Genomic DNA, 18331 nt, shown 5'->3' with positions numbered 1-18331 from the left:
GGGGGAGTGGGGGGCGGCACGAAAAAGAAAGAAAAACCCGAGGGCTCCCCCCCCGCCTCACTCGGCCCTCTCGGTTCTCTCGTACTTGTCGAGCCGCCCGCACATGCCCCAGGCCGGGGAGGCTCCGCCCCGGTGGACCGACGCGGAGGCCAGGTGGGAGGGGTCGCCCTCGGCCAGGGCGTCGAGGTGGGCGGCGGTGCGGGCCACCTCGGCGGCCGGTCCGAGCTCGAACCGGGCCCGCCAGGCGGGCAGGTGGCCGGAGACCAGGCGCAGGGCGGCGGCGTGCAGTTCGGTCAGCGCGGAGGTGTCGCCCGACTCCAGGCGGTTCCGCAGTTCGGTAAAGCCGGAGACGGCGAGTTCGCGCCTCTCGCGGGCTGATCCCTCGGGGTCGGCGGGGTCGAGGGCGGCCGCCCTCGCGTAGGCGGCCGGGTCGGCCAGGACGTCGGAGGGGAACGTGAGGACGGCGTCGCCCGCCTCGGGCAGGCCCGCGTTCTGCATGAGGACGATCATGCGCAGGCCATCGTGGTTGACGAGGCGGTGCACGGTTCCGGGGGTGAACCAGAGGAGGTCGCCCTCGGTGAGCGGGGTGGAGGAGAAGCCCTCCGGGGTGAGGGTCTGCACGGCGCCCGAACCGCCGGTCACCGCGTACGCCTCGGTGCAGGCCAGGTGGAGGTGCGGGGTGCCGCCGCAGAGGCCGTCGGACTCCGGGGCGGCGGGCCAGTCGTAGACGCGCAGCCGGGACAGCCCGATCCCTCCGGGCAGCGCGGGCGGGCCTTGGGGCGGTGTCGGGGCGTCAGGGCTGGTCGGCTGGGGTTGCTGGCTCAACGCGGCTCCCTGATCGCTTGGGGGAAAGCGCTTTCTATTCGGAGAAAGTACGTTCGGTCCCCGGCCGCTGTCAAGGAGTCCTGAGGGGGTCGTTCGCATCGGTTCCCCGCCTGCGCCGGGCGTGGAAGTTCGCCATACTGCTGGGAGGGCCTCCCCGTGAGCCGCTGGTGGCAGCGGCGGGGCAGGAGGCGCCGGAACGGGGGACCAGGGCGGAGATGGCGACCACACTCGCCGACGTGGCGCGGCGGGCCGGGGTGTCACCGGCGACGGTGTCCAGGGTCCTCAACGGCAACTACCCCGTGGCCCGGGCCACCGCGGAACGGGTCCACCGGGCCGTCGCGGAGCTGGACTACGTGGTCAACGGCAACGCCCGCGCCCTGGCGGCGTCCAGCTCCGACCTCATCGGCGTGCTGGTCCACGACGTCGCCGACCCGTTCTTCGGGGTCATCGCCAGCGGAATCCAGGCCGCCATGGCCGAGGGCGACGTCCTGGCGGTCGTGTGCAACACGGGCAGCTCCGCCGAACGCGAGCTGCGCTACCTCAGGCTCCTGCGCAGGCAGCGGGCCCGGGCCGTGGTGCTCACGGGCGGATTGGTGAACGGCCCCGGCCACCGCGACGCCCTCGTCGACCAGGTCGCCGAGTTCACCGCCACCGGATCTCGCGTCGTCCTGTGCGGCCGCCCGCCCCTGACCGGCCACGACGGTGGACCGCTGCCAGGGGTGGTCGCGGTCGACTTCGACAACCGGGAGGGCGCCCGAGGGCTCACCGCGCACCTGGTCTTGTTGGGGCACCGGAGCATCGGCTACCTCACCGGACCGGAGCACCGCACGACCTCGCGGCTGAGGCTGGACGGGCACCTCCGGGCCCTGGCGGACGCGGGCCTGCCGGCGGGGGATTGCCCGGTGGCGTCCAGCGACTTCGACCGCGAGGCCGGTCGGGCCGGGGTGGCGGAACTCCTGCGCCGGGCCCCCGGCCTCACTGCGGTGGTCGCGGGCAACGACAACGCCGCGCTGGGCGCCCTCGCCGAACTCCGCTCACGCGGGCTGGACGTGCCAGGGGACGTCTCGGTGGCCGGTTTCGACGACCTCCCGTTCAGCCTGGACGCCGTCCCGGCGCTCACCACCGTGCGCATACCGCTGGCGGACGCGGGCCGCACCAGCGGGATGCTCGCGATCGGCGCGCGGGAGGACCCGCCCGGCGGGGTCCTGACCGTGCGCACCGAGCTGGTCGTCCGCGACTCCACCGGCCCGGTTCCCGGATGACGCCCCTCTGAGGGGGCCTCCCGTGGAATCCGGGCGAGGCCCCGTGTGACCGGGGGCCTCGTCCGCGAACGGTCGCACGCCCCCGGTCAGGGTCACCGGACCGGGGAGGGCTCCTGGCCGAGCCTCGTGGGGCCCCGCAGGACACCCTGGACCCCCGGACCCCTGTGCTCCCCGGCTTCACTTCGCGGGTGGGAGCGGGGGCCGCGCATGATCACCTCACCGGGGACTCGGGCGTCTTCGGTGAGCGGGGCCGGTCGGGTGCGGGGCGAGGTCGGTGGTCTGGAGTGGTGGGTCCGCAGGACGCCCGGACCCCCGGGTCTCCCCGACGCCCTGGACTTCCCGGCTTCACCTCGCGAGCGGTGGGCAGGAGTCGCGCATGATCACCTCACCGGGCACGCAGACGTCCTCGGTGAGCGGGGCGCTCGGGTCCAGGGCGAGGTCGGCGGCCCGGCGTCCTATGGCGGCGAGCGGGAACCGCACCGTCGTGAGCTGGGGGGTGACGTCGGCTGCGGTCTCGATGTCGTTGAACCCGGTGACGGCCACGTCGCGGCCGGGCTGGATCCCGTTGTCGCGCAGGGCTGTCATCGCGCCGACCGCCATGAAGTCGTTGCCCGCGCACAACACGTCGACGTCCCTGATCCGGCCGGAACGGATGAGTCGGAGAGTGGCCCGGTAGCCGCCGGAACGGTCGAAGGAGTCGCTCTCCACCACGGAGATCCCGCCGCCACGGGTCGCGAGCCCCTGGCGCAGGCCCTCCGTCCGCTCCGCCACGGTCTCCAACGCCCCCGAGCCCGTCACCATCGCTGCGCGGCGGTATCCGATCCGGGCGATCTCCGTGCCGAGCTCCCTGGCCCCGGAGGTGTTGGCCGGGTGCACCGCGCCGAGGCCGCCCACCGACTGGCTCAGGAAGAGGGTCCGGCCGCCGCTGTCCGCGAATCCCCGCAGCTCGGCGAGGAGCGCGTCAGTGTGGGGGTTGTCCGAGATGCGGCTGCCGCCCACGAGGATCGCGCGCGGGCGCTGCCCCCGGAGCGTGCGCACCGAGGTGAGCTCCCGCTCGCTGTCGCGCGCGGTGATCGCGATGGTCACGATCACGCCGTGGGAGTGGGCGGAGTCGGCGACCCCGGCGGCCAGGGCGGAGAAGTAGGGGTCGTCGATGCTGCTGACGAGCAGCGCCAGTACCGGGGAGCTGCCCCGGGCCATGGCCTGCGCGGACAGGTCCGTCCGGTAGTCGAGTTCGCTCGCGGCGCGCAGGACCCGCTCGCGGTGTTCGCGGCCGACCTTGCGGTCGCTGTCGTTGAGTACCCGGGAGGCCGTCGCCAGGGACACCCCGGCCCGTGCGGCCACGTCCGTGAGGGTCGGGTTTCCGCTGGATGCCCTGGTCCTCGTCTTGCGCATTTTCCGTCCCGTCCCTCGTGGGGGCATTGACACCCCACCTACGCGAACTTAATATTCCGGAAACGGGAAAGCGCTATCCCGCTCCCGGAACGTCTGGGTAAGCGCTTTCCAGCATAGCCGAGGCTTCTTCCGCCATCCCCCGAAGTGCGACACGAGGTCCGTATGACTCCACAGACTCAGTCCGCCCCAGCCCCTCCACCCGCCCGGGTCCCCGACGGCACGCGGGGGCGCGGACGTCGTCCCTCGCGCCGGGTCGCGGCGGCGGCCTATCCCGCCACCTTCCTCGCACTCGTCGTGGTGGTGTGGTTCGCCGTCACGTCCACGGGGCTGGTCCAGCCCTACATCATCCCCTCGCCGGTCGACACTTGGAAAGCGTTTACCGACAACCCCGAGTACTTGTGGGGCCACACGCTGGTCACCACGGGGGAGACCGTCGCCGGGTTCGTGATCGCGGCGGTGGTCGGCGTACTCGTCGCGGTGCTGATGGTCTACTCGCCCACACTGGAGAAGACCTTCTACCCGCTGATCCTCTTCGCGCAGGTCATCCCGAAGATCGCGATCGCGCCGCTGTTCGTGGTGTGGCTGGGCTTCGGCGCCAGTCCGAAGATCCTCGTGGCCGTGCTCATGGCCTTCTTCCCGGTGGTGATCTCCGGGATCAGCGGCCTGCGCTCCGTCGACCCCGAACTCCTCGAACTCACCTCCACCATGGGGGCCTCGCGCCTCAAGACCTTCTGGAAGGTCCGCTTCCCGGCCGCCCTGCCCGAGCTGCTGTCCGGTCTCAAGATCGCCGCCACCCTGGCCGTCACCGGCGCCGTCGTCGGTGAGTTCGTGGGGGCCAACTCCGGCCTCGGCTTCGTGATCCTCCAGGCCAACGGCAACATCGACACCGCCATGCTCTTCGCCGCGCTGATCATCATGTCCGCGCTGGGCGTCCTGCTCTTCGCGATCATCCAGGTCGCCGAGACGCTCCTCATCCCCTGGCACGCCACGCGCCGCAACCGGGGCTGATCCGCCCCGGGCGGCGCACCCGCACCCGTCCCGCGCGCCCCCTCCCGCACACCGGGGCGCCCGCGCCCTCCCCACGCACCCGAGCGCCCGGACCGCCCGGGTCACCCAGGCCTCCCAGGCCTCCCCAGCCGTTCCCGGAACACCCGAAGGAACCCTCATGGCCACCCGAGAATCCCGCACCACGAAGTACCGCGCCACCTCCCGCCCAGCCCTGACCGCCCTCGCGGCCGGGGTGAGCGCCCTGGCCCTCGTCGCCTGCGGCGGCGGGGACGGCGAGACGGCCGCCGGCGGCGACACCGACGCGGTGACGTTGCAGCTCAACTGGTACCCCTACGGCGAACACGCCCCCTTCTACTACGGCGTCGAGGAGGGGATCTTCGAGGAGCACGGGATCGACCTCACCATCGAGGCGGGGCAGGGCTCCGCCCGGACCGTGCAGGCCATCGGTCAGCAGAGCTTCGACTTCGGCTGGGCCGACACCCCCGCCCTGTTGGCGAACGTGGACGAGGGCGTGGACGTGCGCTCCGTGGGCGTCTACCTCCAGTCCACCCCCGCCGCCGTGCAGTACTTCGCGGAGACCGACATCTCCGGGCCGGACGACCTCAAGGGCCGAACCATCGCGGTCTCCGCCGGAGACGCGGTCACCCTCACCTTCCCCATGTACCTGGAGGCGGTCGGGCTCACCGAGGACGACGTCGAGCAGCAGAACCTCGACTCGGCGGGCAAGAACGCGGCGCTGATCTCCGGCCAGGTGGACGCGCTCATCGGCTTCGGCCACGACCAGGGCCCCAAGATCTCCGCCGAGAGCGGTAAGGAGGTCAACTACCTGCGCTACTCCGACGCCGGTCTGAGCTTCTTCAGCAACGGCCTGCTCGCCCACTCCTCGACCATTGCGGACGACCCCGACCTGGTCCAGCGCATGGTCACGGCCACCTCGGCGGCCTTCACCGCCGCGCAGGAGGCGCCGGAGGACGCGGTCGCCTCCATGGAGGGTCAGAACCCGCAGATGCCCAGCGGCGAAGTCCTCCTGGAGCAGTGGCAGGGGACCATCGAGCTCCTCCACACCGAGAGCAGCGAGGGCCTGGAGCCCGGCCACACCTCGGAGGAGGACTGGCGGCAGACCATCGAGGTCCTCGCCGAGGCCGGGCTGATCAACGAGGCCAAGGAGACCGGCACGTACTTCGACGCCTCCTTCACCACGGAAGGACAGTGAGCATGTTCGCCAGGACAGCCGACCGCGCCCGGGACGGCGCGGGTGCCGGTCCCCCTCAGGACCCGGGGCCGATGGTCGACATCCACGGGGTCGACGTCACCTTCCAGACCAAGGACCGCACGGTGCACGCGCTCAGCGGCATCGACCTCACCATCCAGCACGGCGAGTTCCTCAGCATCGCGGGCCCCTCCGGCTGCGGGAAGTCCACCCTGCTGCGGGTGATCGCCGGGCTGACCGGGACCAGCGCCGGTGGTGTGACGCTGAGGGGAACGCCCGTGACGGGGCCCCGCCGCGACGTCGGGTTCGTCTTCCAGAGGGCGGCACTCCTGGACTGGCGCAACGCCCGCGACAACATCCTCTTCCAGGCCGAGATGCGCGGGCTCCCCAAGGCGTGGGCGCGCAAGCGCACCGACGAGCTGATGGAGATGACCGGCCTGACCGGATTCGAGAAGGCCATGCCCTTCGAGCTCTCCGGCGGCATGCAGCAGCGCGTCTCCCTCTGTCGCGCCCTCCTGCACGAACCCGACGTGCTGCTCATGGACGAACCCTTCGGCGCCCTTGACGCGCTGACCAGGGAGAACATGAACGTCGAGCTGCGTCGCATCTGGGAGGCCACCGGCATGACGGTGGTGCTGGTGACGCACTCGGTGGCCGAGGCCGTGTATCTGGCCTCCCGCTCAGTGGTCATGGGGCCGCGCCCCGGCCGCGTGATCGAGGAGTTCGACATCGCCATCCCCGGCCACCGCGAGTACGAACCCACCCTGGAGAACCCCGAGTTCCAGCGCGTGACCGCCCGGATCCGCGAACTCCTGGGCTCCACCGCCACCGCCGACTGACCCCCGAGCCCACGGTCGACCGACCGCAACTGGACAGGACCTGCACGACATGACGACACAGACGATCGGGATCATCCTCAACGGTGTCACCGGCCGCATGGGCTACCGCCAGCACCTGGTGCGGTCCATCCTCGCCATCCGGGACGAGGGCGGGCTCGCCCTGCCCGACGGCTCCCGGGTACCGATCCGCCCCGTCCTCGTGGGGCGCGACAAGGAGAAGCTCGACCGCATCGCCCTGCGGCACGACGTCGACGAGTACACCACCGACCTGGACGCCGCGCTCTCCGACGACGGGCTGGGCGTCTACGCGGACTTCCTGCTCACCAGCGCCCGGGTCCCCGCCCTGCGCAGGGCCATCGCGGCGGGCAAGGCGATCTACAGCGAGAAGCCGACCGCCGAGACCCACGCTGAGGCCGAGGAGCTGGCCCGGGAGGTCGAGCGCGCGGGCCTGCACAACGGCGTGGTGCACGACAAGCTGTACCTGCCGGGGCTGCTCAAGCTGAAGCGGCTGGTCGACTCCGGCTTCTTCGGCCGGGTCCTCTCGGTCCGTGGCGAGTTCGGCTACTGGGTGTTCGAGGGCGGGTGGCAGCCCGCCCAGCGGCCCAGCTGGAACTACCGCAAGGAGGACGGCGGCGGGATCGTGGTGGACATGTTCCCGCACTGGAACTACGTCTTCGAGCACCTCTTCGGCCCGGTGCGCTCGGTGTACGCGCACACCGCCACGCACATCCCCGAGCGGGTCGACGAACGCGGTGCCACCTACGCGGCGACCGCCGACGACGCCGCCTACGCGATCTTCGAGGTGGGCGAGGGCACCGTGGTCCAGATGAACTCCAGCTGGTGCGTGCGGGTGGACCGCGACGAACTGGTGGAGTTCCAGGTGGACGGCACCCACGGTTCGGCCGTGGTGGGGTTGTTCAACGGGCGGGTGCAGACCCGTGAGACGACGCCCCGGCCGGTGTGGAACCCCGACCTCGCCGACACCCACGACTACCGGTCGGACTGGAGCCGCGTGCCCGACAACGCGGAGTTCGGCAACGGTTTCCGGGCGCAGTGGGAGGAGTACCTGCGCGACTACGTGGCGGGCCGCCCGCACCGGTTCGACTTCGCCTCGGCCGCGCGCGGCGTGCTGCTCGCGGAGCGGGGCCTCGAATCCGCCGCCGAGGGCCGTCGGATCGCGCTCGGTGACGACGCGGAGGCGGGGCGATGACGGCGGGTCCCGACCCTTCCGGGCCTCCTGCGGAGGCAGCCGACCCGGGCTCCGCTCCGGAGGTGCTGCTGCCGCGCTCCTCGGGCCGCGTCGACCGGCTCACGCTCGCGGCCGCGCCGGAGAAGGTCCGGCCGCGCGGACACCACCGGGTGCGGTCGGTCTACGCCGCCGCCCATGTGGTGCCGTTGCCCTGGGGGAACAACGTGCCCGGCGCCCCCGCCGAGGTGGACTGGGACTCCACCCTGGGGTTCCGCCGACGGGTGTGGGACCTGGGCCTGGGTGTCGCCGAGGCGATGGACACCGCCCAGCGCAACATGGGGCTCGACTACGCCGCCACCCGTGAACTGGTGGAGCGCACGGCGCGAGCCGCCACGGAGTTCGGGCGGGAGCACGGCGTGCCCACGCGCGACCTCGTCGTGTCGGGGGTCAACACCGACCAGCTCCCGGACGCACCGGTGTCCCTCGCCCAGGTGGTAAGCGCTTACCGAGAACAGCTCGAACACGTGGAGTCCACCGGTTCCGGGGCCGTGCTCATGGCCAGCAGGCACCTCGCCGCGGCCGCCCGCGACGCCACCGACTACGCGAAGGTCTACGCCGAGGTCCTCGGGGCCGCCCGCACCCCGGTGGTCCTGCACTGGCTGGGCGAGGCCTTCGACGCCCGCCTGGCCGGGTACTTCGGGTCACGGGACACGGCCGAGGCCATGGACACCGTGGTGGGCGTCATCGAGGAGCACGCGGACCGGGTCGCCGGGATCAAGCTCTCCCTGCTGGACGCGGCGGCCGAACGCCGACTGCGCTCCCGGCTGCCGGACGGGGTCCGGATGTACACCGGCGACGACTACAACTACGTGGACCTGATCCTCGGCGACGGCGAACACCACTCGGACGCCCTCCTGGGCGCGTTCGCGGCCGTCACCCCGCAGGCGTCGGCGGCGCTGACTGCCCTGGAGGCGGGGGACACCGACGCCTACCGCCGCGTCCTCGGACCCACCGAGGAGCTGTCCCGGCAGGTCTTCGCGCCGCCCACCCAGTACTACAAGACCGGGGTGGCCTTCCTGGCCTGGCTCAACGGGCTCCAGCCGGGCTGGTCGATGGTGGGCGGCCTGCACTCCGCCCGCAGCCTGCCGCACCTGGCGAGGGTCATCGAACTGGCCGACGCCTGCGGGGCGCTGGCCGACCCCGCGCTCGCCGCGCGGCGGTGGCGGAACCTGCTGCTGACACACGGTGTGACCGAGGAGAGGCAGGCACGGACGTGAGTACGCCCAAGGCGGGTACCGAACGGTTCTCGCTCAACCAGGCCACCATCAAGAGGGCGGACCTGGCGACCACCGTCGACCACGCCGTCGCCGCCGGGGTCGGTGCGGTGGGACTGTGGCGCGACCGGGTGGCGGAGGCGGGCCTGACCGAGGCCGCCGCCCGCCTGGCCGACTCCGGGCTGCGCTTCTCCAGCCTGTGCCGGGGCGGGTTCGTCACGGACCCGGGCACCGCCGACGAACAGTGGAAGGAGAACCTGCGGGCGCTGGACGAGACCGCCGCGCTGGCCGAGGCCGGGGCCCCGGGTTCGGCGCCGGTGCTCGTGCTCGTCGTCGGGGGGCTTCCGCCAGGAGACAGGGACCTCGCGGCGGCCCGGGACCGGGTCCGCGCGGCGCTGTCGGCCCTGGAACCGGAGGCGCGGGCGCGCGGGGTGCGTCTCGGACTCGAACCGATGCACCCGATGTTCTGCGCCGACCGCGCGGTGGTCTCCACCCTCGGACAGGCCCTCGACCTGGTCGCCGACCTCGACCCGGAGACGGCCGGGGTGGTCGTGGACACCTACCACGTGTGGTGGGACCCACAGGTGCTGCCGATGATCGCGCGGGCCGGGGCGGAGGGCCGGATCACCTCCTACCAGGTGTGCGACTGGCTCACCCCGGTGCCCGAGGGCGCGCTCCTGGGTCGGGGCCTGCCGGGCGAGGGCCACATCGACTTCGCCTCCCTGACCCGCGCGGTCGAAGCGACCGGGTACCGGGGGGACATCGAGATCGAGGTGTTCCACCAGCAGGTGTGGGACGCGCCGTTCGCGGACGTGGTCCGGGGCTGCGTGCGCGCCTTCGGCGACGTCATCGCGCCCCACCTCTCCGACCGGACCGGGGAGCACTGAACGTCCGGCGCCGACCCCCACCCACGGGGGTCGGCGCCGGACCCCGTCTCCTCGGCTGACCGCACGACGCACGCCTTCGGACCGCGCGCCCACGCTCGACCCCCGGCCGGGCACGCTCCACCGCCGCCGCTCACGCCCCGGTACCGACCCCTCCGGCCCGACCTGCACTCGGGCCGGAGGGGTCCTTTCCCGTTCTCGTCCCGCGACACCGCCTCCGGTGTGGTGCCTCGGGCGGACGTGTCAGTCGCTCGGAGTCCGGGGGAGCACGACGGTCCGGGGCCCCGGGTAGATGACCCGCTCCTCACCGTCGGCGAAGCGGACCATGTAGGGCGGGCCGTCGTCCGGTCCGAGGACGTCGATGATCTCCGCCTCGTGCTCGCCCTTGGAGCTGGTGACCCCGTGTGTGTGCAACTGGTCTCCGATGGTGGCGCGCATTCGTTCTCCCCCACGGTTCGACGACCGGCCTCCCCCAGGCTGGCCACAGTCGGGTGGTACCCGCTCACAAGCCCGGACGAACCATGTCGACCTGGGGAAACACCGGGATTTCGGACGAACGGTGACGCATGGGGTGAGTGCTGTGCTGGTGTGAGGACCGGTGCGACCCTCGCATAATGAACGGGTGGACAAGCTCTCCCCGATCATCGCGTTCGTCGTCTTCATGGGTGTGTTCGTGCTCTCGCGGACCGCCACCCGGGACTTCCTGGAGTCCTGGGTCGCCCTGGAGGGGGTGATCCTCGGCCTGGCCTCCCTTGTGGCCTCGATGGGCATCGCCGCCCTCGCCGCCGGGGCGGTGCTCTACGTGTCCCGGTTGATCTCCGGGGAGTAGCCCGCTCTCCGGGCAGCGCCGGAGAGCGGTGGTCGGAGCGAGCGGCCGAGACCGCTCGCCGTGCCGTCAGCCCGTGCTCAGGTAGCCGTTCGGGTCGAGCACGTACTTGCTTGCCGCTCCCTTGTCGAAGGACTGGTAGCCCTCGGGCGCGTCCTCCAACGGGATCGCGACGGCGTTGACCGCGTCGGCGATCCGGACGCGGTCGTTGAGGATCGCCGTCATCAGTTCGCGGTGGTACTTCATCACCGGGCACTGGCCGGTGAAGAAGGCGTGCGACTTCGACCAGCCGAGGCCGAAGCGGATCGACAGCGAACCCACCTTGGCAGCCTCGTCGGCCGCGCCCGGGTCGCCCGTCACGTACAGGCCGGGGATGCCGATGGCCCCGCCGGCCTTGGTGACGTCCATCGCCGTGTTCAGAACGCTCGCGGGCGCCTCCTCAGTGGCTCGCGCGCCGGTTCCGTGCGCCTCGAACCCGACGGCGTCCACGGCGCAGTCCACGGCCGGTGTGCCGAGCAGCTGCTCGATCTGGTCACCGGGGTCACCCGCGGCGACGTTGATCGTCTCGCAGCCGAACCCGCGCGCCTGGGCGAGCCGTTCGTCGTTGAGGTCGCCGACGATCACCACCGCCGCGCCCAGCAGCTGCGCGGATGCGGCGGCCGCGAGTCCCACCGGTCCGGCGCCCGCCACGTAGACCGTCGACCCCACGCCCACACCGGCGGTGACACAACCGTGGTAGCCGGTCGGGAAGATGTCCGAGAGCATCGTGAGGTCCAGGATGTGCTCCAGGGCCTGGTCGCGGTCGGGGAACTTCAGCAGGTTCCAGTCCGCGTAGGGCACCAGCGCGTACTGCGCCTGCCCGCCGACCCAGCCGCCCATGTCCACGTACCCGTAGGCCGAGCCCGGCCGGTCCGGGTTGACGTTGAGACAGATCTCCGTGTGCCGGGCCTTGCAGTTCACACAGCGGCCGCACGAGATGTTGAACGGGACCGAGACGAGGTCGCCCACCTGGACGAACTCGACGTCGGGACCCTTCTCGACCACCTCTCCGGTGATCTCGTGGCCCAGGACCAGGCCCTGGGGCGCGGTGGTGCGGCCCCGGACCATGTGCTGGTCACTGCCGCAGATGTTGGTGGCGACGACCTTCACGATCACGCCGTGCGGGACCTCGCGCCCCACGTTCGCCGGGTTGACCCCGGGCCCGTCGTGGAGCACGAAGTCCGGATACGCGATGTCCTCGACCTCGACCCTTCCTGGGCCCTGGTAGACGACTCCTCTGTTGCCGGCCATGTCCTTCCTACCTCTCCGCCTGGGCGGCCTCGCTCCGGTGCGTGGGGGTGTCCCCCCACTGTTTCCGCTGGGAGCCCGGGTTAACCGAACCCCGGCGTGACTATCCGACGGAGTCCGGCACGGGGCAGGAGGCGTTCGCGCGGAGCCGGGCCCGCAGCGCCAGGGTCAGCAGCACGAGTCCCGCGGCGGCGAGCAGGGGCTGGAGCGGCGCGAACCAGGCCATCGCACCGCTGGTGCCCAGCGCCAGCAGGACGATCTTGTTGCAGACCGGGCAGCCGATCGCGAACCAGGCGAGGAGCCCCCCGCCGAGTCCGCGCACGCCACCCGGCCCGTCGGAGCCCTCGGGGGCGGGGCGGGTGTAGGTGGCCAGAAGCAGCCCGGACAGGATCGAGGTGGCCACCCAGACGGGATGGGACCACCACGTGGGTTCGATCTCACGGGCGAAGAGGCCGTTGGGGATGAGCACCGCCGGTAGACCCAGGACCAGCAGTGTCAGCGCCGTCCCGGCCGCCGCCGTCACCCACTGGCGGGTTCCCCAGTCGCGCATCGGTCCGTCCTTCCGGGAGAGTGGGCGCGGGGCTCGTACCGGCATGCCCCCGCGCTTTTCTATGGAGCTTAGAGTACGCTCTATCTTTCATAGAAAACGGGGGAGCGGCATGCCGAAGGACGCCAGGAAACCGCAGGACTCGGGCCGCAAGGACGCCGGGACCAGGGGATCGGCCACACGGAAGGGCACGGGGAAGGGCGGGCCGTCACCGCTGTTGATCGGCGGCGCCGTGGTGGCGGCCCTGGTGGTCGCGGTGGTCGTGGGCCTGCGACTGGAGGGCGGGGGAGACGAACAGGCGACCTCCAACGAGGCCTCGGCGGTCGACCACATCGACGCCGAACAGCGCGAGTGGGGCCAGGCCCTGGCTCGGCGATCCGCCGACGACCCGATGTCCCTGGGCAGCGCGGACGCCCCCGTGGTCCTGGTCGCCTACTCGGACTTCGCCTGCCCCTACTGCGCCTCCTGGGCCCAGGAGACCCAGCCCGAGCTGGTCGAGCGGTACGTGGACTCGGGCGACCTGCGGATCGAGTGGCGGGAGTTCCCCTACCTGGGCGACCTGTCCAACACGCTCTCCCTCGGGGCGACCGCGGCCGGGGAGCAGGAGGCGTTCTGGGAGTACCAGGAGGCGGTGTTCGCGCAGCAGGACGAACTCAAGTCCGCCGACGACCCGGACGAGGTCCTCGACGGCATCATCGCGGACCTCGGCCTCGACGCCGACCGCTTCCACGAGGACCTCGACTCCGAGCGGAGCAGGATCGAGGTCAGCCACGACTTCATGGAGGGCCAGCAGATCGGGGTCAGCGCCACCCCCGCCTTCATCGTCAACGGTGACCCGATCATGGGCGCGCAACCCCTGGACGTGTTCGTCCGGAGCGTGGACACCGCCCTCGCCGCAGCCGGGGAGTGACGGGTGTTGGACATCGGCTTCGTCGCCGCGATCCTCGGCGGACTGCTGGCGCTGCTCAGCCCGTGCAGCGCGCTGCTCCTGCCGTCGTTCTTCGCGTACGCCTTCCGTGACACCGGTCAGCTCCTGCTGCGTACCGGGGTCTTCTACGTCGGGCTCTGCCTGACCCTGGTTCCGCTCGGCGCGGGCTCGGCCATGGTGAGCGTGCTCTTCTACGGGCACCGCGACCTGCTCATCTCGGTGGCGGGCGGCGTGATCATCGCCTTCGGTGTCGCGCAGATCCTCGGGCTCGGCTTCACCTGGGGTGTCCTGGCCCGGGCACAGAGCCGGTTCGCCGGGGGCCGGGGCAGCGTGTCCGTCCTGGGCCTGGGTGCCGTCTACGGTCTGGCCGGGTTCTGCTCCGGGCCGATCCTGGGCGCGGTGCTCACCGTGGCGGCGACCGGGACGCCCGTCCGGGGCATGCTCCTGATGGCCGCCTACGCGCTGGGCATGGTCCTGCCGATGTTCTTCCTGGCGCTGCTCTGGGACCACTTCGACCTGGGCGGACGGCGTTGGCTGCGCGGACGCACCGTCGAGCTGGGCCCGCTGCGCACGCACACCACGGCGCTGCTGTCCGGCGGCCTGTTCGTGGGGATCGGCGTGCTGTTCGTGGCCTTCGACGGCACCGCCTCGATGACCTCGCTCCCCGGCGCGGGCTGGATGGCGGAGACCGCCGACCGTGCCCAGGGTGTCTTCGCGCGACTGGGCACCAGCACCGACCTGGTCGCCCTCGGGGCGCTGGCCGTGCTGGTGGTCCTGGTGACGGTCGGCACCGTCCACTCCCGGCGCCGGACCGCCGGGGACGAGGACTCCGAGGTCGCGGGGCCGGATGAGGCGGGGATCGCGGCGGCGGGGGCCGAAGAGACGGGACCGGATGCGGACGCGCGGGAGGACTCCCCGAACCCCGGCCGGACGGCGGGGCGTGCGGAGTAGCGCGCGGTTCCCCACGGTGCGGACAGCTTCCCTGGCCGCACCGTGGGCCGCCCTCCTCCTGGTCACGGCCTGCGTCCCCCGACCGACCCCCGACGTCGAACCGCGCGACACCCCGGCCACGCCCCCGCCCTCCGTCGCCGGTGCGCTGCCGTACCCCCTGGAGGGACCGGCCCTGTGGACGGCGCCCTTCTCCTCCGAGCCCCGGGCGGCGGGTTCCTCCTTCGTCGGTGTGTCACAGGAGAAGGCGGGAGGGCCGCTCCACTTCCTGGGAGTGGACCGGGACGGGGTCACCCGCTGGGCCACCGAACGGGACCCCAGCTGCACCGGGTTCACCGTGGCGCGCGCGGAGGAGGGCGGTGCGGAGTTCGTGGTGCTGCTGGACCGCGAGCCCGATCCCGACGGGGGCGTCCTCGCCTTCGTGACCACCGCCTCGGCCCACGACCCGGACACCGGGGAGCGCCTTTGGGGACCGACCGAGGTGCCGGGGACTCTGGTCGGCCCGGGGCTGGTGTTCGCCGCTCTGGCGGGCAGCGTGATGACCGAGGCGAGTGGTCCGAAGGCGGCGCTGGCGGCGGGCACCGGGGAGGTGGTCGCCGACGAGGAGGACGGGGACACCGTCCTGCACGAACACCACGGCACGCTGCTGCTGCACCGGGACGGCGAGCTGCGGGCCCTCGGTTCGGAGCAGGGGGAACTGTGGGCCCACGCCGACCTCACGGTCCCGGACGAGCTGGGCGACCGGCCGGTCTCGGTCGGGTACGGCCCCCGCCCCTCCAGCGACTCCGGCGCCGCCGTGGTCCTGGAGTGGACGGCGGCCGACGAGGTCGGGGGAGTGGGCGCGGATGACGACCGGGAGGTGCTCCTGTACACGGTGCACCACCTGCGGACCGGTGAACGCCTGCTGACCCTCGCCCCCGACGTGCGCCCCCGCCTGCTCGGCGACGGCCTGGACCGCACGGTGGTCCTGGCCGCCCCGGTCGGGGAAGGGGAGGCCAGGCTGTACGGGCTGGCCGCGACGGACCCCGAACCGGCATGGGAACTGCCCACCCGGCCGGGCGAACGGCTCGCCGGTCTGGTCGGGGACACCCTGTACACCGCCGCCGAGGGCGGGGTGGGTCGCGCGGTCGACACGGCCACTGGTGGGGTCGCCGCAGAGCTCCCCTCGGAGGCCTCGGACCTGACACCGGTGGCCGCGCTCCCCGGCGGCCCCGCCGTCCTGCGGGTCCCCGGGAACGGGGGCGGCGTGCTCGCGGCGCTGGCCGTCAGCTGAACGGCGGGCCGGGTTGCCTATTCTTGGACGGAGAAGCGCATGACGAACGGTGGGCCATGAGTAACACGGTTCCGGGACTCGGGTCACTGGAGTCCGCGGTGATGGCGGTCCTGTGGGCCGCCGGACGGCCCCTCAGCGTGCGCGAGGTGGTCGACGGCCTGGCCGAGCGCGAACCGGCCTACACCACCATCTCCACGGTCCTGGAGAACCTGCGCCGCAAGGAGTGGGTCGACCGGGAACGCACCGGCCGCCTGTGGTTCTACCGCGCGCTGCGCGACCGGGCCTCCCACGCGGCCGACCGCATGCACGGGGCCCTGGACGACAGCGGCGACTCCCAGGTGGCCCTTCTGCGCTTCGTGGACCGGATGGACCCCCGCGACCTCGACCTCCTCCGCGATCTGCTCGCTGACATCCCCCGGCAAGAGGAACCGTGACCTGGTCCCTGGCCTCCCTGGCGGTGGTCCTGCTGTGGAGCACGGCGGGGCCCCGTGCCCTGCGCGCCTTCCATGAGGGCCGGGGCGCCAGCGCACGGGCGATGCTCGCGCTCTGGACGCTCACCACCGTCGTGTGGCTGCTGGCCTGCGCGGTCCTGCTCGCCACCCTGGCCACCAAGGTGATGGGCCCGGGTGTGAAGGCGTTCGTCGCCGCGTGCGTGGATCTCTTCCAGGCGGTCCAGCGGAACGGCGCGGAGGGCGGGGTCGCGGTCGCGGGACTGCTCGGCGCCCTGGGCCTGGCCCGCCTCTCGTGGACGGCCGCGCGCCGTGCCCGGAGGCGACGCGCCTGGACCCGCGAGCACGGCCGGACCCTCGCGGCCACCGGAGACCGCCGCACTCTGCACCTGGACCGGGTCTGGTTGCTGGAGCGCCCCGAACCGGCCGCCTACTGCGTGCCCGGCCGCCGCCTGGGGATCGTCGTCACCCGGGGAGCCCTCGACCAGCTGACCGGGCCGGAACTCCGTGCGGTCCTGGCCCACGAGCGGGCCCATCTGGACGGCCGCCACCACCTCCTGGTCACCTGGACCAGACTGCTCGACGCCGCCTTCCCCGGGGTCCCGTTGTTGCGCGCGGCCGCCCGGGAGGTCCCCGAACTCGTGGAGTGGGTGGCCGACGACCGCGCGGCCCGGGAGGCGGGCCCGCACGCCCTCGCCCACGCCCTGGGGATCATGGCGGCGGCGGGAACCGGGGGACCGGAACCGGCCCTGTCGGTGACCGGCGCCTGCCCGGTGCGTCGGGTGCACCGCCAGGTGCGGCCGGACCGGTCCACCGCCGGAGCGGGCTCCTACGCCGTCGCAGCTCTGCTGGTGCTGCTGCCGCTCGCACTCACGGTGCTGGCCACTGTGTTGAACGTGGTGGTTCCGCACTGCGACTGCGTCGGCTGAGCGCTGAGGGGCGCCCCCGTCGCGGGTCGTGTCACTGGGTGAGGCAGCGACGATCCGAGGACAGCGGGTGGGAGGGCGACGCGCCGTCCTCGCTGACGGGGCTCGGTGGGCGGCTCCTCGGTGGCGTAGGAATGTGCGCTGGTTCGCGGTGTCCGCGTCGGCCACGGACGCGGTCCGCCCTCCCGCCGGGGCTCTGACACCACGTTCCGGACGCCTTCGTCGCCCCCGGCCGGTCGAGCCGATCCTGCTGGACATGGTGGCATGCGCGCGGCTGACCAGGAGCGTCTCGCCGGGGTGGGCCTGTCCGGAGGCCCGCCCGCGGGGTGAACCCGACCCGTTCCGATCCGACACGGCCCCCGGCACCCGTAGCGGTGCCGGGGGCCGTTGGGCCATCCTGGGGGCGTGCAGAGCGAGATCGAGGACGTGTACCGGGTGTTCGCGCGCTACCCCCGACCCGCGAGGGTGGAGGGGTGTCAGCACTGCGTCACCGAGAACGACCACCATGACCTGCTCGGGGCTCCGCTGCGGGAGCTCGACGCCGAGCGGCTGCGCCGGTTCTCCCACAAGGCCCTGAACACGTGGGGCGACGTGGATGACCTGCGCCACTTCCTGCCCAGACTTCTGGAACTCTCCCTCCGCGGTGACGCGGACCTCCACGGGCTCTTCGCCAAACTCCGCCAGGCCGGGTGGACCGACTGGCCAGAGGACGAGCGCGCGTCGCTCCGGGCCTGCCTGTCCGTCTGGTGGGAGCTCGGCCTCACCGACGAGGACCGGGAACTCGCGCCGTGGGGGACGCTCGCGGAGGCCGGGGACGAACTCGGCCCGTACCTGGCGTCGTGGTGGGGCCGCGACACCCCGCAGGCGCTGTGGACGCTGGTCGAACTGGTCGGCGAGGTCGCGCACACCGCGCCCGGTGACCGCGACGAGCGGGTGGTCGCCTGGCTGGCGACCACCCGGGGATGGATGGAGGAGGCGTTCTTCGAGGTCTCGGAGACCGGCCAGACCGAACTGGCCGAGGCCCTCTCGGAGGCCCGGCAGCTCCTGGACCTGGTCACCCTCGACGAACCGGTCGCCGACGGACCCGCCGACCCCGACACCGGGCCGTCCGGCTCCCCTTCCCCCGACCTCGACCCCGACACCGGCTCCGGGCCGTCCGGAGCCGCGGACCCGGAGTCGGCCCGCCCCGGTACAGACGGACCACCTGACCGGCCCTGAGGGGTGGGACCGGGGCCGGTCAGGTGGTCCGTCTGTACCGGGG

The 18331-nt window shown here is 72.7% G+C and carries 19 protein-coding genes; 14 read left to right on the top strand and 5 right to left on the bottom strand.

The features are described 5' to 3' along the window. Positions 1-57: 57 nt before the first annotated feature. Positions 58-825 carry a cupin domain-containing protein gene (locus ADX84_RS22560; protein WP_199776671.1) on the bottom strand — a complete coding sequence of 256 codons (768 nt, stop codon included), beginning with the start codon at positions 823-825 and terminating at the stop codon, positions 58-60. Positions 826-1040: 215 nt separating this feature from the next. Here ADX84_RS22560 and ADX84_RS22555 point away from each other — a divergent pair, with 215 nt between their 5' ends. Then, positions 1041-2087, top strand: coding sequence for a LacI family DNA-binding transcriptional regulator (locus ADX84_RS22555; protein ID WP_049578850.1), 1047 nt, complete (start codon positions 1041-1043; stop codon positions 2085-2087). A gap of 345 nt (positions 2088-2432) precedes the next feature. Here the strand turns inward: ADX84_RS22555 and ADX84_RS22550 are convergent, their stop codons facing one another. Beyond that, positions 2433-3482 carry a LacI family DNA-binding transcriptional regulator gene (locus tag ADX84_RS22550; RefSeq protein ID WP_234004155.1) on the bottom strand — a complete coding sequence of 350 codons (1050 nt, stop codon included), beginning with the start codon at positions 3480-3482 and terminating at the stop codon, positions 2433-2435. 162 nt (positions 3483-3644) lie between these two features. On the opposite strand from ADX84_RS22550, the gene ADX84_RS22545 reads away from it, so the two are divergent. The 6 genes from ADX84_RS22545 (at position 3645) to ADX84_RS22520 (ending at position 9889) form a co-directional block, all read left to right on the top strand. Then, complete coding sequence (locus ADX84_RS22545) at positions 3645-4490, top strand: ABC transporter permease (protein ID WP_049578845.1); 846 nt, start codon at positions 3645-3647, stop codon at positions 4488-4490. Positions 4491-4647: 157 nt separating this feature from the next. Then, complete coding sequence (locus tag ADX84_RS22540; RefSeq protein ID WP_082206716.1) at positions 4648-5703, top strand: ABC transporter substrate-binding protein; 1056 nt, start codon at positions 4648-4650, stop codon at positions 5701-5703. 2 nt (positions 5704-5705) lie between these two features. Further along, positions 5706-6539, top strand: coding sequence for an ABC transporter ATP-binding protein (locus ADX84_RS22535; RefSeq protein ID WP_156208160.1), 834 nt, complete (start codon positions 5706-5708; stop codon positions 6537-6539). A gap of 49 nt (positions 6540-6588) precedes the next feature. Next, positions 6589-7749 carry a Gfo/Idh/MocA family protein gene (locus ADX84_RS22530; RefSeq protein WP_049578843.1) on the top strand — a complete coding sequence of 387 codons (1161 nt, stop codon included), beginning with the start codon at positions 6589-6591 and terminating at the stop codon, positions 7747-7749. Continuing rightward, the gene (locus tag ADX84_RS22525) at positions 7746-9005 is read left to right on the top strand and encodes a dihydrodipicolinate synthase family protein (RefSeq protein ID WP_082206714.1); all 1260 of its coding nucleotides are present in this window, start codon (positions 7746-7748) and stop codon (positions 9003-9005) included. Before ADX84_RS22530 ends, ADX84_RS22525 begins: the two co-directional genes overlap by 4 nt. Beyond that, entirely contained in the window at positions 9002-9889 is an 888-nt protein-coding gene (locus ADX84_RS22520; RefSeq protein WP_049578839.1) for a sugar phosphate isomerase/epimerase, read from the top strand. Before ADX84_RS22525 ends, ADX84_RS22520 begins: the two co-directional genes overlap by 4 nt. A 240-nt stretch (positions 9890-10129) precedes the next feature. On the opposite strand, the gene ADX84_RS22515 is transcribed toward ADX84_RS22520, so the two are convergent. Continuing rightward, the gene (locus ADX84_RS22515; protein ID WP_049578837.1) at positions 10130-10324 is read right to left on the bottom strand and encodes a DUF1918 domain-containing protein; all 195 of its coding nucleotides are present in this window, start codon (positions 10322-10324) and stop codon (positions 10130-10132) included. Positions 10325-10508: 184 nt separating this feature from the next. Here ADX84_RS22515 and ADX84_RS22510 point away from each other — a divergent pair, with 184 nt between their 5' ends. Next, on the top strand, positions 10509-10715 hold the full coding sequence (locus ADX84_RS22510) for a hypothetical protein (protein ID WP_017544135.1): 207 nt from the start codon (positions 10509-10511) through the stop codon (positions 10713-10715). 66 nt (positions 10716-10781) lie between these two features. Here the strand turns inward: ADX84_RS22510 and fdhA are convergent, their stop codons facing one another. Further along, positions 10782-12002, bottom strand: coding sequence for a formaldehyde dehydrogenase, glutathione-independent (gene fdhA / locus ADX84_RS22505; protein ID WP_049578835.1), 1221 nt, complete (start codon positions 12000-12002; stop codon positions 10782-10784). A gap of 100 nt (positions 12003-12102) precedes the next feature. Beyond that, positions 12103-12549 carry a hypothetical protein gene (locus ADX84_RS22500; RefSeq protein WP_049578833.1) on the bottom strand — a complete coding sequence of 149 codons (447 nt, stop codon included), beginning with the start codon at positions 12547-12549 and terminating at the stop codon, positions 12103-12105. A gap of 109 nt (positions 12550-12658) precedes the next feature. Between ADX84_RS22500 and ADX84_RS22495 the strand changes: the two genes are divergently transcribed. The 6 genes from ADX84_RS22495 (at position 12659) to ADX84_RS22470 (ending at position 18288) form a co-directional block, all read left to right on the top strand. Next, on the top strand, positions 12659-13456 hold the full coding sequence (locus ADX84_RS22495; protein WP_234004153.1) for a thioredoxin domain-containing protein: 798 nt from the start codon (positions 12659-12661) through the stop codon (positions 13454-13456). 6 nt (positions 13457-13462) lie between these two features. After that, positions 13463-14425 (top strand): cytochrome c biogenesis CcdA family protein, encoded by a 963-nt coding sequence (locus ADX84_RS22490; protein WP_049578855.1) that lies wholly within the window; start codon positions 13463-13465, stop codon positions 14423-14425. Positions 14426-14441: 16 nt separating this feature from the next. Beyond that, on the top strand, positions 14442-15695 hold the full coding sequence (locus ADX84_RS22485; RefSeq protein ID WP_053107322.1) for a hypothetical protein: 1254 nt from the start codon (positions 14442-14444) through the stop codon (positions 15693-15695). 56 nt (positions 15696-15751) lie between these two features. Continuing rightward, entirely contained in the window at positions 15752-16129 is a 378-nt protein-coding gene (locus ADX84_RS22480) for a BlaI/MecI/CopY family transcriptional regulator (protein WP_049578830.1), read from the top strand. Further along, positions 16126-17073, top strand: a complete 948-nt coding sequence (locus ADX84_RS22475; protein ID WP_049578828.1) for a M56 family metallopeptidase — start codon at positions 16126-16128, stop codon at positions 17071-17073. The genes ADX84_RS22480 and ADX84_RS22475 overlap by 4 nt, the downstream gene beginning before the upstream one ends. A gap of 402 nt (positions 17074-17475) precedes the next feature. Then, a complete protein-coding gene (locus ADX84_RS22470; RefSeq protein WP_049578826.1) occupies positions 17476-18288 on the top strand; it encodes a hypothetical protein in 813 nt (270 codons plus the stop codon). Positions 18289-18331 lie beyond the last annotated feature (43 nt).

The sequence above is a fragment of the Nocardiopsis sp. SBT366 genome (assembly GCF_001083815.1).
GTDB classification, from domain to species: domain Bacteria; phylum Actinomycetota; class Actinomycetes; order Streptosporangiales; family Streptosporangiaceae; genus Nocardiopsis; species Nocardiopsis prasina.
The sequence above is the reverse complement of the archived record's forward strand: the minus strand, read 5'-3'. Positions and strand labels throughout refer to the sequence as shown.

What these genes read in the sequence shown, in the direction of transcription:
- ADX84_RS22525 (WP_082206714.1), top strand. Translation starts at nt 7,746, where the DNA reads ATGACGGCGGGTCCCGACCCTTCCGGGCCTCCTGCGGAGGCAGCCGAC.
- ADX84_RS22515 (WP_049578837.1), bottom strand. Translation starts at nt 10,324, where the DNA reads ATGCGCGCCACCATCGGAGACCAGTTGCACACACACGGGGTCACCAGC.
- ADX84_RS22530 (WP_049578843.1), top strand. Translation starts at nt 6,589, where the DNA reads ATGACGACACAGACGATCGGGATCATCCTCAACGGTGTCACCGGCCGC.
- ADX84_RS22540 (WP_082206716.1), top strand. Translation starts at nt 4,648, where the DNA reads ATGGCCACCCGAGAATCCCGCACCACGAAGTACCGCGCCACCTCCCGC.
- ADX84_RS22495 (WP_234004153.1), top strand. Translation starts at nt 12,659, where the DNA reads ATGCCGAAGGACGCCAGGAAACCGCAGGACTCGGGCCGCAAGGACGCC.
- ADX84_RS22550 (WP_234004155.1), bottom strand. Translation starts at nt 3,482, where the DNA reads ATGCGCAAGACGAGGACCAGGGCATCCAGCGGAAACCCGACCCTCACG.
- ADX84_RS22555 (WP_049578850.1), top strand. Translation starts at nt 1,041, where the DNA reads ATGGCGACCACACTCGCCGACGTGGCGCGGCGGGCCGGGGTGTCACCG.
- ADX84_RS22480 (WP_049578830.1), top strand. Translation starts at nt 15,752, where the DNA reads ATGAGTAACACGGTTCCGGGACTCGGGTCACTGGAGTCCGCGGTGATG.
- fdhA (WP_049578835.1), bottom strand. Translation starts at nt 12,002, where the DNA reads ATGGCCGGCAACAGAGGAGTCGTCTACCAGGGCCCAGGAAGGGTCGAG.
- ADX84_RS22545 (WP_049578845.1), top strand. Translation starts at nt 3,645, where the DNA reads ATGACTCCACAGACTCAGTCCGCCCCAGCCCCTCCACCCGCCCGGGTC.
- ADX84_RS22535 (WP_156208160.1), top strand. Translation starts at nt 5,706, where the DNA reads ATGTTCGCCAGGACAGCCGACCGCGCCCGGGACGGCGCGGGTGCCGGT.
- ADX84_RS22500 (WP_049578833.1), bottom strand. Translation starts at nt 12,549, where the DNA reads ATGCGCGACTGGGGAACCCGCCAGTGGGTGACGGCGGCGGCCGGGACG.